The organism is Pseudoalteromonas sp. OF5H-5 (genome assembly GCF_021530695.1).
Taxonomy (GTDB): Bacteria; Pseudomonadota; Gammaproteobacteria; order Enterobacterales; family Alteromonadaceae; genus Pseudoalteromonas.
The window spans coordinates 1-13,099 of sequence record NZ_JAKGBF010000034.1; the positions used below are offsets into that span (position 1 = coordinate 1).

Annotated in this window: 11 protein-coding genes and 1 pseudogene; all 12 read right to left on the minus strand. The window is 48.6% G+C overall.

From position 1 onward, the window contains the following. A partial coding sequence (locus L1271_RS24160; protein ID WP_235368995.1) for a tape measure protein occupies nucleotides 1–3,458 on the minus strand: 3,458 nt, incomplete at its 3' end. Nucleotides 3,459–3,521: 63 nt separating this feature from the next. Beyond that, complete coding sequence (locus L1271_RS24165; RefSeq protein ID WP_235368996.1) at nucleotides 3,522–4,268, minus strand: DUF4815 domain-containing protein; 747 nt, start codon at nucleotides 4,266–4,268, stop codon at nucleotides 3,522–3,524. Continuing rightward, the gene (locus L1271_RS24170; RefSeq protein WP_235368997.1) at nucleotides 4,265–4,684 is read right to left on the minus strand and encodes a phage tail terminator protein; all 420 of its coding nucleotides are present in this window, start codon (nucleotides 4,682–4,684) and stop codon (nucleotides 4,265–4,267) included. The genes L1271_RS24165 and L1271_RS24170 overlap by 4 nt, the downstream gene beginning before the upstream one ends. Continuing rightward, nucleotides 4,684–5,112, minus strand: a complete 429-nt coding sequence (locus L1271_RS24175) for a gp436 family protein (RefSeq protein ID WP_235368998.1) — start codon at nucleotides 5,110–5,112, stop codon at nucleotides 4,684–4,686. The genes L1271_RS24170 and L1271_RS24175 overlap by 1 nt, the downstream gene beginning before the upstream one ends. A gap of 3 nt (nucleotides 5,113–5,115) precedes the next feature. Continuing rightward, nucleotides 5,116–5,541, minus strand: coding sequence for an HI1506-related protein (locus tag L1271_RS24180; protein WP_235368999.1), 426 nt, complete (start codon nucleotides 5,539–5,541; stop codon nucleotides 5,116–5,118). A gap of 45 nt (nucleotides 5,542–5,586) precedes the next feature. After that, nucleotides 5,587–6,495, minus strand: coding sequence for a Mu-like prophage major head subunit gpT family protein (locus tag L1271_RS24185; RefSeq protein ID WP_235369000.1), 909 nt, complete (start codon nucleotides 6,493–6,495; stop codon nucleotides 5,587–5,589). Further along, on the minus strand, nucleotides 6,495–7,598 hold the full coding sequence (locus L1271_RS24190; protein WP_235369001.1) for a phage protease: 1,104 nt from the start codon (nucleotides 7,596–7,598) through the stop codon (nucleotides 6,495–6,497). The genes L1271_RS24185 and L1271_RS24190 overlap by 1 nt, the downstream gene beginning before the upstream one ends. An 82-nt stretch (nucleotides 7,599–7,680) precedes the next feature. Continuing rightward, nucleotides 7,681–8,523, minus strand: coding sequence for a DUF2971 domain-containing protein (locus tag L1271_RS24195; RefSeq protein ID WP_235369002.1), 843 nt, complete (start codon nucleotides 8,521–8,523; stop codon nucleotides 7,681–7,683). Between the two features lie 140 nt (nucleotides 8,524–8,663). After that, nucleotides 8,664–9,122 carry a phage virion morphogenesis protein gene (locus L1271_RS24200; protein ID WP_235369003.1) on the minus strand — a complete coding sequence of 153 codons (459 nt, stop codon included), beginning with the start codon at nucleotides 9,120–9,122 and terminating at the stop codon, nucleotides 8,664–8,666. Between the two features lie 104 nt (nucleotides 9,123–9,226). Continuing rightward, nucleotides 9,227–10,558, minus strand: a complete 1,332-nt coding sequence (locus L1271_RS24205) for a phage head morphogenesis protein (RefSeq protein ID WP_235369004.1) — start codon at nucleotides 10,556–10,558, stop codon at nucleotides 9,227–9,229. Next, entirely contained in the window at nucleotides 10,551–12,158 is a 1,608-nt protein-coding gene (locus tag L1271_RS24210; RefSeq protein ID WP_235369005.1) for a DUF935 domain-containing protein, read from the minus strand. The genes L1271_RS24205 and L1271_RS24210 overlap by 8 nt, the downstream gene beginning before the upstream one ends. Then, nucleotides 12,118–13,099: pseudogene (locus tag L1271_RS24215) on the minus strand (hypothetical protein); the annotation flags it as partial. The pseudogene L1271_RS24215 and the gene L1271_RS24210, both read right to left, overlap by 41 nt.

Consider the following 13,099-nt stretch of genomic DNA (forward strand, 5'->3'; position numbering starts at 1 on the left):
GCAACTTGTTTGAGCGATTCACGCTGGCGGTCAATTAAATCTCGCAATGCGCGCTTTTGTTCGCCATCGATATAAACGAGCTGTTTAAATATCCGGTCATAAATTTTGGATAGCTCTGACGTTGATGTGGACGCGTTAATTGCACGCTCAAACTGCGCGTACTGTTGCTGCTGCATTTTCTCGCGCTCGCGACGGGCGCGCTCGGCAATGACCTCTGCACTTTCAAAGCGGTATGCCGCACCGCGCCCAGTTTCGTGCGCGTCCTGATAGTCCACTATCTGCTCAACAGTTGGGCGGTTGCGGTTTTGGTAGTTACTCATGCTGGTTGCAGCACGGTTGGCGCTTTGGCTTACACGCTCTAACTCTTCTTTTTGCTCGCGCAGGCTTTTTAGAGACCGCTCATTGGCCTTTGTTGCATCTTCAGTTGCCCGGGTTCCTCGCTTGGTTGCATCCGTTGCTGCATCCTGAGTATTCTTAAAATCGCCGAGTAGGTCATTCACCACAGATAAGATGTTACTTATCCTCTCCTTTTTGTGTTGGTAGTCTTCAGCGGTTAATGCACCTATCTTGTATTGTTGATTAACTTGTTCAAGCTCTTGCTCAAGTTTGCGCTGCTCAACATTTAGCCCTTGCAGGTTTTTAGTTTCTAGCTCTCGCACACGCGCCAAATCGGTTTCCTGTTCGACCACCAATCCAGTCTGACGGTTTAGTGCCGCCTGTGCTTTGGCTTTTTGCTCCGCTGAGGCTGTAGAGCTGTCTAGGATTTTTTTATTGTTTTCCATTGCAGCGCGGGTGCTGGCTAACACACTGGCAAACTTTGCTGTAGCGGTACTATTTTCATCTGTGGCGGGCTTGAGCTTGTTAGCAGCGTTAACCAGTTTATCCAATTCAGCAGTTAAACCCAGCGCGGCCGCTGCCGCTTGCACAGACGCAGGCACAGTTTGGTCTGTGGAGTTGGCGGCTTCAACGGCGGCTTTGGCCCACTTCAAAAAGGCTTGTTGCTGCATCGCAACTGGTTCATTGCTTTGTTGGAGTAGTTCAAACGCTCCTTGTAATTTAGTAGCCGTTTGAGTGAGTGCGTCGGCGCTGGTTATGCCCAGTTCTTTATAGGCTTTTTTTACATCATTGGTCAGATATGCTTGGCGTTCTAGCGATTCGTTATGAGATTCAAACTTCGCTTTTAATGAGTCCAGTAATACTAATTGCTGGCTATACTCAGCCCCAGCACCAGCGAGCGCGGTACGTGCCGACTCAATGGATTGGATAAAACCATCAACACCAGCGCGCACGCCATTTAGGTTTTGCGACTGTTGCTCTAGTGTTTCGATCACACGCAGTGCTTCAGGTATGGTGAGCCGAAGTAATTCTTGTCTTTTTCGCTCTTCTTCAGCAGCAATGCGAGTGGCCTCGGCGAGCGCTTCCGCTTTTCGTGCTGCGTTTTCGTAAGCTCCGGTGGTTTCGTTCATCACCAACGTGCCAGCAGCCACGGCAGCCTCTAGCTCTTTTAGGTTTGTTACCAGTATGCCAGTGGTTGCACTGATAACTTCAAACTCGCCTTTTAGCTTGGCAGCTTGTAACTCAGCATTACGCTGACTTTCCGCAACGCCTGCTTCAGCAACTTTTAAATTTTGATACTCACCAATCAGGTTAATAACCTCATTGGTTAGCGCTAAATACACACCGCCTCGGGCAATCACACCAGCCACATTGCGCCAGCGGTTTGCAGCAACGGTCGCAGCATTGGTGGCTGTTGTCGCTGCGGTTACGGCGGCTCTATAGGTAACAAATGCCCGGGTGGCACTCACTGCACCTGCCACAACACTACTAAAATAAGAGCCGATTTTAAGGGCGAGCCACGCTTTGGCTACAAATCCTATTTCTTCGCGGTATTCATATAAGGTGCTTATGGTGTCTTTGATAGCTGTGCCGGTTGCCACGATGGTGTCGCTGATTGACTGCGCCCATTCTTGCAATCGGCCATCGGCTGCCATTGCTGCGAACTCTTTGTTTAAATCACCAATCTGGCCCTTGAGCCAATCCATTGCACCAGACTTAGCAATGAGGTTATAAAACTGTTCCAGATTGTCTTTGGCGTTAGAGACCTGGCCGCTAAATAGTGCCATTTGTGCAGCCGCACTGCCTGTGCTGGTTCTGCCCATTTCGTCAATCAGCTGTTTGATAACGTCACGGCCTAGCTGGCCTGCGCTTGATAGCTTCTGCAGTTCCTGTACGTTCTTACCCGTGACCGTTTGCAGCATATCCCATACAGGAATACCACGTTCAACTAGCTGCAAAATCTCTTCACCTTGCAGTTTCTGTTTAGCCCAGGCTTGGCCAAGTGCCAAAGAAATCCCTTCAACTTCCTGATAACTACCACCGAGCTTTAAAGCACTGTCTGTGATGGATTGCAGCGTGCCGTCCATTGGGTCGAGGCCGAATGCCTTGAGCTTCACAAATGCTTGTGATACTTCACCGAGCTGAAGCGGTGTATTTTTAGTAAATTCAGTTATCCAGGCGCTGGCCTTTTCACCTTGGGCAATGCTGCCCATGAGGCCATTCATTTGCACCTGGAGCTTTTCAAACTTATCGCCCGTTTCAAACACGGAGCGCACGGCTTGGCCAACTTGGTCTAACCCAAAGTAGGCAGCAGCAACCGCCGCGATTTGACTAGCGACGTTACCCAGGCTTTCTGCATGCGCTTGTTGGGCAGCACTGCCTTGCTTTAGGTCTTGTGTAAATCCATCAACGGCTTTACCAGCTTGATTAAAGCGTCCAGCCAAGTTGCGTTTGGCAATGCTTAGGTTGTTGGTATCGAGTCCAGTTCGTTTTAGCTCTTGTTGCAGTGCATTGTGTTTGGTGGTTTGCTGCGTCAGCTCAGCCCGCATTTGCTGCAAGTCGCGCTCTGCAAGGTCTATACCTCGGGCAAGCTCTACAAATGGTTTGGTGGTGTCTTGTGCTTGTTTTTGTAATTGGTCTAGCGCATGGGCCGCAGCAGCCGTGGCAATTTCTTGTTCTTCAAGCTCTCGCTTGGAGCGCTCAAAAGCGCGGATAAGTTCCTGCTGGTTGCCAAGGTCGTCTATGACATCCGCAAGCACGCCTGCTTTTTGGCTCGCGTTCGTTGTAGCTGTGCCGACCTGGTTTAAATCATCGCTCAGTGCTTGCGTATTACTCGCAGTGGTTTTCGCTTTATTTGCGACGTCTCTAAGTGATTCACCCAGTTTAGTGCTAGCGGTAGTTGACGACGCTAAGTCATCGGCAAGCTCAGTTGATTGCTTACTCGTTTGCTTTGCAGCTTGGGCCGTCTCATCTAAATTCTGGCTGAGTTGGTCTGTGGCAGGTGCAGCATCATCTGCGCTTTGCTCAATACGGCGCAGCTCAGCAACTAACTGTTCAAGGTTTTGCTTACCAGTGGCTTGAGCCACTATTCGTAATGCGAGCTGGAGTGTTTTATCTGCCATGCCATTTACTCAGTTTGAAAAGAGGTTTGAAATAGTAAAAAGGGGCCGAGGCCCCAACGGGAGCTATGCGTCTAATTCGGTATAGGTGAATGGGGTTGCTTTACCTGCTGGCAGCTTGGCTGTACCCGCTAGGCCACCGCTCACAAACTCACTGGCTGCAAAGTCGATTTCTTTATCTGGCATCAGTGATACGTCGTATACTTCAAGCTCAATGGCTTTACCGTTGGCAAGGTTGGTTCCCTCACCAAAAATACGTGCTCGAACTTGTGATTCAATGCCACCTTGGATGGTCTTACCGCTTCGCGCATTGTGTTGATAGCTCACGGTAATGCTGCCACCTGCATCTACTTCGCCGCCTTTGACAGAGCGGATCAAACCCAGTGCATAGTTGATCTCAAAATCAGTTCCTAGCGTGAGTGTGGTCGTTGCCTGCTTAACTGTAAGACCTTCAGCGGCTAGGTTCTTATGGCCAAGCTCTAGCCAGCCCTGATTGGCGGGCAAGGTTTTTGCTACATCTGTTACCGTGCCGCTGGCCTCGTTTAGATCAACCACTTTACCCATCAGCGCCATTGCCAATAACTCAGAGGGTTGGTCGTCAAACTCGCATGACACTTCAGCAGGCTTGGCAATCTTGACGTCATCTAATGCTTGGCCATAAGACTCTTTTTTACGAGATGCACGGGTCTTGGTCTCAGCTTCGGTTTTGATGCTGAGCTTGGTCATATTGATAGGGCCAAAAATTCCGAGGCTTTGGCCTTGTGGGTTTAATCGGTCAATAAAGAAATTGCCCGCTACTAGTAAGCCACTCATGTAAGTGCTCCTTTAAACTTCATTTGACAGGTAAAGGCCAGCGGATAAAACGCATGGCCACTGGTGTATCTTGGTTTGATTGGGGTGTTAACGCGCTGCCAAGGACCAGCATCGCCAGTCATTTTTCCGGCAATGGCACGAATGGTAGCGGCAATGTTTTTGCCTGCGGTTTTGCTGGCTTTTCGTTCCGCTAGAATTACTAACCAGGTTTGTTTTAACTGGGTGTTTGCTCCAGCGTGCGCGGTTTCTGCTAGCTGCTCGCCGTAGTAGAGGTAATACAAGGCCGGGGTATGATTGGTTTTGTCTATCTCGGCTAGGTCATCGAGTGCCTTAACGTGGCGTATGCCAGGCACAGCACTTAGGGCAGTTTCTAACAATTGGCCCGCTGCTAAAAAATCATCTTTAATTTCAAACATCAGATGAACCCCTTGGCTTTACTGCGAGCAAATACGCTGCCTGCTGATTCCATCACGGCGGTGTCGTTAGTCTCCGCTTTATCACCTTGACTATCGATACCCAGCGACACTGTGCCTGCATTCACCGCTTTTAAAAACTTCACTGCATCCATGTAGCGTTGGTGAATATGCTCTGGCGCGTTATCACCACTTAAAAAGTAGCGGGCAATATCACAACAAATGCGCACCAATGCCGTGGGTACAATGCTAAGTGGCAGCATGTAACGACCAGAGAGATAAGCGTTTATCTCAGCGCTAGCGTCTTCTAATGCTTGAGTGAGTACCACCATATCTACTTCACCTGGTGTGCTTTGCTCACGCTCAGTGAGCAGCACCAAGTCTTGGTGGTTAAAACGGTTTTGCATGTCTTCAGCGGCAGCGTAGGTCATGGCTTATTGCTCCACGCTCACAACATGCGTTTGATACCAGGCCCATGCTTCATCTCGCTCAGCGGCTGAGGGTTTTTGCTCGCCATTAACGCCATCCACTTCAAACGCCAACTCATCCACGTTGGGCTTTTTGGTTGGCTTCAGCTCATACAATGCCGCAATGATGTGCGCCAGTTCTTCAGGGGCTTGACTCAAGTCCAGTGCTACATCGCCGCCCACACTTCCTGACTCCAAGTGTGATTGCGTCGCTGCACTTTCACTTGCTTGCACAACTTGCACCGCAAGGCGTGTATCTTTTTTAAGCGCTTCAAGCTGAGGCTCGGTAACGTGGTGTTCGTTAACGCCACGCTTGAGGGTAATACTGGCGCGGCGGTAGCCATCAGGTTGCTGAGAGATAATGCGCACAGGGTAAATAGTCGGTTCAGCCATTTCATTTTTCATCCTATGGGTTGGCCCCACGCAGGGGCACAGGTATTAGAGGTAGTCGGCAACAACCAGCGTTAAACGGTTTTTTAACTCGTTCGAGCTGTTGGCATCGAGTTCGCGTTCAAGTAAGCGCGTGGCGACTTTTTCAAGGCCTGGTGGCACAACTAAGGTGGTTGGGCGAATGCCTAGCTTGCGGCCGCCATCGGCTTTAAATTCGCGCATTTTCGTAATGGCATCCCACAGGTTGTCGGCATTCAGTTCACGATTGTTACCGAAGGCGAGTTGCCAAAAACTAAAGCCCGCTGCATCGCGACAATCGGTGCCGTATCTGAATAGCTTGCTGGTAAACACCGCTTCGTCATCCAGTTTGGTCATCGACGTAAACTGCGGCTTTTTGCGCTCTTGGAAAATAATCGGTTTAAGTACTTTTGAGGTGTCGAGCACATACCAAGCGGGGCCAGTGTATGCGCCATCCGTAGCCATATTGGCGACGCTTTCAACCGCGCCGGAGCCATCTACTTTTTCATACACGGGGTGGTCGGTATCAAAGTAGTTTTGGCCGTCGTAACACAACGTCGTAAAGCCTGAGGCTAACAACGGATAACACACTTCATCCGGGTGAATGGCTGCGCTGCGCCCCATTTCTTGCATCAGTGGTGCGTAAATGCCCAGTTCGTCGTCCTCAATGTCGTTACGGTCAACACTGATAGAGGCTTCCCAGTCGTCATTTACAATGCTGTAGGCGTGTGCTTTCATCGATTGCAATTGGCGGTCGCCCACCCATTTTTGCAGTGAAGGAAATTTACCTAACCAGCCATAGGTGTTGCTTTTGGTGCTTGAGGGTATCACCGTGGCAATTTGCGTAAACGACGGCTTCGCCTCGTCTAAGCCATTTTGAAAGTTCTTTTTAAACCCAACTTGTAGGCTGGTTAATAATGCGGGAGTAATAATCGCCATTACTGGTCTTCCTCTTTCAGTGCTGCGTAATCTTTGTAGCTGATACCCAGTTGGTCAGCCGCGTATTTATCCTCGGCAGACAAAGCGGCAACGCCTGTTTTGTCCTGTGATGGTGTTGGGGTTGGTTTGGACTGCTGAGCGTTTAGCGCTGCAATAGGTTGGCGGCTATCTAACACCGCATTGAGGGCGGCAAGGCCATTTTGCTCACCAAGCTGCGTGAGGTAATCAATCTCGGCAGCAATCACGCGGCCATCGGCCTTGGCTTTATCAATAGCGGTTTCAATAGTCACGCCTTGGTGTTGGCTATTGAGTGCGGCCAGTTCGCCACGTAGTGCATTGTGTACATCAACTGGCACAAATTGGGTTAAGTCCACACTCGACGATGCTTGTTGAATTTGCGTGTTCAAGGCAGCAATTTGTGCGTCTTTATCATTTGCGCCATCGGCCTTGCTTTTTAGCTCGGTAATGGCCGCTTTGCCTTTTTCGATATGCTCGCTGGTAACATCACCGTCCACGGTAATGCCAAGCGCAGCGAGTAGCTGTTGGGCTTCGTTCATTGGGTTGGTTCCTGTGTTGTTTAATAGGTACTGGGAGTTCAAAACTGCCACTTCATCAAGCCCCGTTAAGGCAGGGTCATTGGTTAAAGCAACGTGGAGTAGTACAAGGGGGCGACCTGTTTGCTTGTCGTAAAGAAAAACAGGGCTGACATAACGGTATTCTTTCGCGGTTAACGCGGCATACGCATTTTTAGTCCATTCAACGCTTCTGGCGTAAACGCCTTCACCAGGCACATATTCCAGCGCATCAGACTTAAACCAGCCTGACGCGGGTGCGGGCTGACCATTTTTTTCTTTGTGCAAAGTTTGGTGGTCGTAATCAAACAAAAAGTCTTTGGTGCGGGTAGTTGCAGCAAGCGAGAGTGAGTCAAATGCAGTGGCATCCATGAGCCACTTACGGCTTGGTACATCAAAGGGGCGGCCGTCGGCGCTTTGAAACTCTCCATCAGGAATAATCAATACGCGCTCACTGACACCTCGCTCATTAGGCAAAGTAGCTAAATTACATATGGCTAAGCCAATATTTTGTGTTGTGGTGTTTGGCATACTCTGGCACTAAAACGTTTGTCTTGGTGCCAGTATGTGGATTAGGGCTGGAAGTGTATTTTAAACTGGGTTAATAAATCTATTAGTCAGATAAGTATTCGTTAAATAGCGTTGATTTAGACAACGCGGCCTTAACTCCAAATTGTTGACACACCGCATTTACTGCGTAGTCGAAAGGTTCACCCGTATAAGGAGATATTACAACCTTTTTGATGAGCTCGTCAGTCGAGCAGTGGGTGGTAAAGTTCTCTTTGCTAAAAGGTTCCAGCTCCCTGTCCAATTTTTCTAAAAGCTTTTCAACTCCTCCTTCCTCTTCAGATTTTATACCTGAAGTGTAAGCATTATTTTTTTTAAATAATCTAAATTCATTTTCATGCTTAAAACTCTGTGACTTGAAAACAGGCTTTATTGAATTTACATCCGCTCTTATTTCAGGGAATTCATGAGCACTTAAATCTATATAACTTACTTTTTCAAAAAAAATGTCATCGAGAATATCTCTATTTCCGACTTGTAACGATTTCATGAGTGAGCGAAAGTCGGTTTGTATAGCAACACCTTTGTTTGTATCTGAGTAAAGTCGCCACATAGCTTCCGACTCTCCAGTATTCATATGCCAGCATGATATTGCCCAGCTTCGCATTATACACTTCAGGTTAATTCTGCTGTACTTTCGTATTATGGATTTTGCTTGTTCGGTTAGTTGAGCCGGAGACGTCAATAAGACGGCATTTTGAAGCTCATCCAAAAGAATTTTTTGAACTGGTAGAGGCAGTAATCCTTCTGATGGATCAGAAGCAATGAAATTTCCAATTCCACTGAAAAACAAGGTTTGTGAACTGACTAAATGTATGAACTTATCTAGCGACATATAGCGCCACAGTATTGGGTTTTCTTCGATGAGTTGGTCTATACCGTCGTACAAAGCTTTTTCCTTTCAGAATATTATTGTTTAAGACTCTCAGAAACGTTTCGAAACGCCTTTAACGACCATATTACACTACACAACACCCAACGCTAGACTTGAACATGTAAAGACGCCTCAGAGGGCGTCTGAGGCGTCTTTTAGTTTTCGGTAAAATAGTTGCTGAGAGTGTCCAAAATATTAGTTTCTTCATTGAGGCTTATTCCTAAATACTCACGCTGTGGAATGGCAGCTGGGCCAGGAGCCATTTCTGGCAATCCTCCAAGATTTTGTATGGCGGCATACGGTTTGTTACTACTAATCTGCGCCCAAAACGCGCCGCTGTCTGCGGCAATGCTTGATGCTAAGCCGCCAGCGCTCACTTGCAGCATTTGCCCGCCAACACGTTTGGGGTTTTGTTTTAGGTAGTTTTCACTAAGCGCTGGCCATGCCTCGCCTGTTACTGGGCTGCGCTCTTCAGCAAAAGCATCTTCCGTTGCGCTTTCCATGATGGCGGCTATCTCGTTCATTGGGTCGCTCAGGTCGTTAAACCTGGCTGCAATCTCGCTAAGTACTGTGGTTGCATCACCGCTTGTGAGTATTTCAATTCTAGTGGTCATATTGTAATCACCGAGTTGTTGGGTAATAATTACCAGTGGTGGTAGTGTTTCCAATGGGTAACGGTTATATGCGCTGCATATATGATATGAGTTCGAGTCTCATCCTACCGCCACACCTCATAGTTTCCCCCTTTAATGCCACCTTCAATATCACCGCTGTCGACTTTAAACACATTAATTAGTGTGTCGCTGTTGCTGTCAAAGCGAACAATCACCTTAATAGCTTGCTCACCTTGGCTTATTACGTACAGTACTTCACTTCGCTCAGGTTCCCACAATACGCTCGCGCCGCTCTGGTTAATCCATTTGCTTAGGTTGATATACTCGTTTAGCTCAAGTGCTTGGCCACTGGCTTTGTGTTTTTCACTATGGGCATGGGCCAGCGCACGCTCAGACAATACCAGCGTTCTACTCGCATCAATGCCCTTATCTTTAAGCTTTTGGCTAATGTCATCATTGAGAAATGACACCACCGTTTTATGTTGCGGCCGTGGGCCAAACGCTCTAAGCACAGTAGTATCGCCAGCAAGCTTAGCTGCTTGATATTGCTCTATGCGCTCAATACTTTTACGCGTCCATAGCTCAAAAGCCTTGCCCCGTTCATCACTATTATTTAATGCTTGGATAGTCTCAGCACGTAGCTGTACGTCTTCGACCTTACCTAGCTTCTGTGCCACGGCCACATCGGTGCCAAAGGCTGATTGACCAGGCGAATAGGCCCAGCCCACATCTGGCGTCATCACATCACCACTAGGCAGTTTAATCCTAGCGTGCTCAGTGGTTTTAACTTCGCCGGATTCGCGACTCACAATCTCTGCATCAAATTGCTGTACATAGCCGCTGCCATCCTCCACGGTTAAGCCACGCGCTTTTACTTGCTCTGCCGTGAGCGCACGAACGCGACAGCGGCAACCCCAGCCATTGGGTGGGTATATGGTTTGCCAAATGGGGTCGTCAAACCGAAAGACCTTGCCATGCAGCAGTTTATGTTCAGGCCGTGTTTGTGCATCATCAATAGCAACATATTGCCAATACGGATGCGTTTTACTGCGAGCCAACATGCGGCGATAGCGGCCACTCATATAGGCAGTTTGTAGATTGGTGCGGTAAATATTATTTAAGCGATAGGGGCTACCCAGTTGAACGCTATCACCTTGCTCATTCTTGGTTTTTCCCCACCAACCAAGCTTTTGCAGCTCAGGCGTTAGCTGCTCTCTAAATTGTTTTGCAGTTAAACCCTCAGCAATAGCGGAGTCTACTTTTTTACGTATCGCCTCTAGCACTTCCATGCTTTGCACCCGTGCTACGGTAAAAGCTTTGGCATGCGCCGCAGTCAGTACATCGTGCCATTCATCGCTTACCGCATAACCTTTAGCTTTAAAGTAAGCAACAGCATCCGCAGGCGGTTTATTAAAAGCAATACTGAGATCAATCATTGATCATGCCCCAAATCTCACTCACAAAAATCAGCTTGGTGAGCATTTCGGTTAGTTGGCCTTGGTCGATTGTTGGATAAAGCTCGGCAAGCTCAATAGCTGCCAGTTCCTCACTTTGGTTAAGTTTGTCTAGCAGTGGCTGAAGCGTGGCTTTGTACTCTTCGCGCATATCGCCACTGGTGATTGCATCAATGGCAGTATCTAGCTCTGTTTGTGTGCTGCGTGTTTGGTATTCCGCATTAAGTGCGGCCATCGCTGTATTGAGTGCAGCGGTGTTATTGCCAGGCATCGGCTCGCTTGGCACTTCCAACACCGCTTCGCCTTCGCTTGGCTCAGGTATGTTCAAACGCTCATGCACCCATGTTTTAGGGATCTGCATTCCAAGGCTCACAAGCGAGCGCAGCGGATAAGCTAGATCGCGCATTTCATCACTAGTCGAGGTATCAAACTCAAAACGTGGCAACCGGCGATTGCCTTTGTACGATTTGCCGTTTAGCGCATACATGGGGTAAATCACATCACGGTTAATCGTTTGTTCGAGCTGATTTAAGTCGCTGAGTGTGATGTCTGCTTTCACATCCTGGTGCACACTGCCTAGTGCATTGGTACTGGTTTTGCCATCGGCTTGTGTTGTAAGCGTACCACCTAAAATGGTTTTTGATTGGGTGAGTTCACACCACCTAATCATGCTTTCGAAAGGGTCAGCCTGGCCATTCGCTGCACTTTGAAAATCGATTTCCATTCCTCTTGGAATGATACCGCCCGCGTTATGGCCAATTGCCATAACTGCGCGCAGAAGCGTGGCTTTCTCTGCATCTGTTGCGCCACTGGGGTATTTGCCCACTCGCACAGGTAAGCCATAAATCTCTAAAAACTCGGCTAAGTCGCGTACGCTGTAATTCTTAAACAAGAACGGCCAACTGAGCACAGATAAAAGCCCAGCGCGGTGTACGTAGCCGCTTTTGCTTTTATGGATATGCAGCGCCCAACCAAATGGGTTTAATTGCTCGCCTTCGTCTTTACCATCATTGAGTACAATCCGGTTAAAATCAGTTGGGCTGGTTTTAAAGATGTTTTGGTCGCGGAAGGTGTAGCCAGTAATAAGCTGTTGTTTCTCGATGTAATCCCACTTTAACTCGTTGCAGCTAAAGCCTTTTAGCATGGCATCTGTAAGGTCAAATAAAAAATCGGTAAACCACGTTGCATCCTCCAACACTTCGGCAAGCATATCAGCGTCGCGCTTTTCTTCCGGCGTGGCGTTGCGCGGTGGTTTAATGCGCCATTCAAAGCCCAACACCGCGCGCCTACGCTTACCTAATTCACAGGTAACGTGGCCGTCTTTGTCTTCAATGTCTTTGGCTAAGTCAGCCATTGCAGCTAGGTTGCCTTCTTCTGCTTCTTTTAGCAGGCTAGCTAATTTGGCAGGGGTTAGCCCTTGGGTCGGGTGTTCGGCGTACTGCTTAAGCAACATAGCAATTTGGGAGTTGTCTTCAGTTTGCTGATGCTTAAGCGTGCTGGCTTTCAGTGGTTGGCCATACATATCTACAATCATAATTACCTCACCAACAACCTTGACCGCGATAAGCGCCGAGGTCGTCATAGTTAAATTGGCTAGTGTGGTTGCCGTGGCGGTCTGGGAGTGGCGTAAACTCAATGGCGCTGCCATCCATCCAACTGGCGCGATTGGCCATGGCTAAACCCACTGCAAAGTCGCCGTGGCGCTGGCGGCCGTCACTGCCTTTGTCAGAACCTTTATCAATTTTTGGGGTGCCGTTACGCACCGAGATTTTTTGCATGTCGCCCAAGATGTCTTGGTGCTTAGGGATCAGTATGTTTTGGTCTTCAAACTCGGCTTTTAGCTTGGGCATCCACTCCCTGTACCAATTGTCGTTAAGCATGACTTGCTCAACCATTTCTGTGCCGTAATGCAGTGCTGCGGCTTCGGCCAAGTAGCCACCGTTACCCGTGGCGTCAAACGCTAAACCTTGTAAACGCGGTAAGCGCTGGGTGAGGTAAAGCATAATGTAACGCTGGGCATCGTAAGTTAAGTTGGTTAGCTCAACCACGAACGGCACGCGCTTAGCCAATGCTTTACTGATTTCGAGAGGCACAAACACCGATAAATCGCCACGGCGGGCGAAGTCTTCCCCAAAGCTGTGGTTTAGCTCGGGGTTAAGTTTGTTCAGTTCAGGGTCTAACTGCTCGGCTATCCAGTCATCAATAAACTGTTGACGTCTGGCTTCAGGCCAGCTCATAAAATCGCTAGGGGCTTCAAGGCGTAAAATTGGGATGGTGTTCACCATCGCTGCTTCAATCAAGGTGCGGCCAATGTAGGCACCACCGCCTTTTTTGGGTTCACAAAAGTACTCTTCGCGCGCGTCTTCTTCGCTGGCGGTGTCTTTCAGTAAGTCATCAATCCATTTGCTTTCGGCTTCTTGCGTCCACGTTTTACGTTGGCGCTGGCAAATACGCTGGTAAAGTCCTTCGCGGCAGGCATCTAAAATAGTGATAGTGTGTACTGAATAGCGCTTTTTGCCTGCG

Excerpts from the sequence above, each read along its gene's own strand:
- L1271_RS24165 (WP_235368996.1), bottom strand. The coding sequence starts at position 4,268 with ATGAGTGGCTTACTAGTAGCGGGCAATTTCTTTATTGACCGATTAAAC.
- L1271_RS24170 (WP_235368997.1), bottom strand. The coding sequence starts at position 4,684 with ATGTTTGAAATTAAAGATGATTTTTTAGCAGCGGGCCAATTGTTAGAA.
- L1271_RS24175 (WP_235368998.1), bottom strand. The coding sequence starts at position 5,112 with ATGACCTACGCTGCCGCTGAAGACATGCAAAACCGTTTTAACCACCAA.
- L1271_RS24180 (WP_235368999.1), bottom strand. The coding sequence starts at position 5,541 with ATGGCTGAACCGACTATTTACCCTGTGCGCATTATCTCTCAGCAACCT.
- L1271_RS24185 (WP_235369000.1), bottom strand. The coding sequence starts at position 6,495 with ATGGCGATTATTACTCCCGCATTATTAACCAGCCTACAAGTTGGGTTT.
- L1271_RS24190 (WP_235369001.1), bottom strand. The coding sequence starts at position 7,598 with ATGCCAAACACCACAACACAAAATATTGGCTTAGCCATATGTAATTTA.
- L1271_RS24200 (WP_235369003.1), bottom strand. The coding sequence starts at position 9,122 with ATGACCACTAGAATTGAAATACTCACAAGCGGTGATGCAACCACAGTA.
- L1271_RS24205 (WP_235369004.1), bottom strand. The coding sequence starts at position 10,558 with ATGATTGATCTCAGTATTGCTTTTAATAAACCGCCTGCGGATGCTGTT.
- L1271_RS24210 (WP_235369005.1), bottom strand. The coding sequence starts at position 12,158 with ATGACGACCTCGGCGCTTATCGCGGTCAAGGTTGTTGGTGAGGTAATT.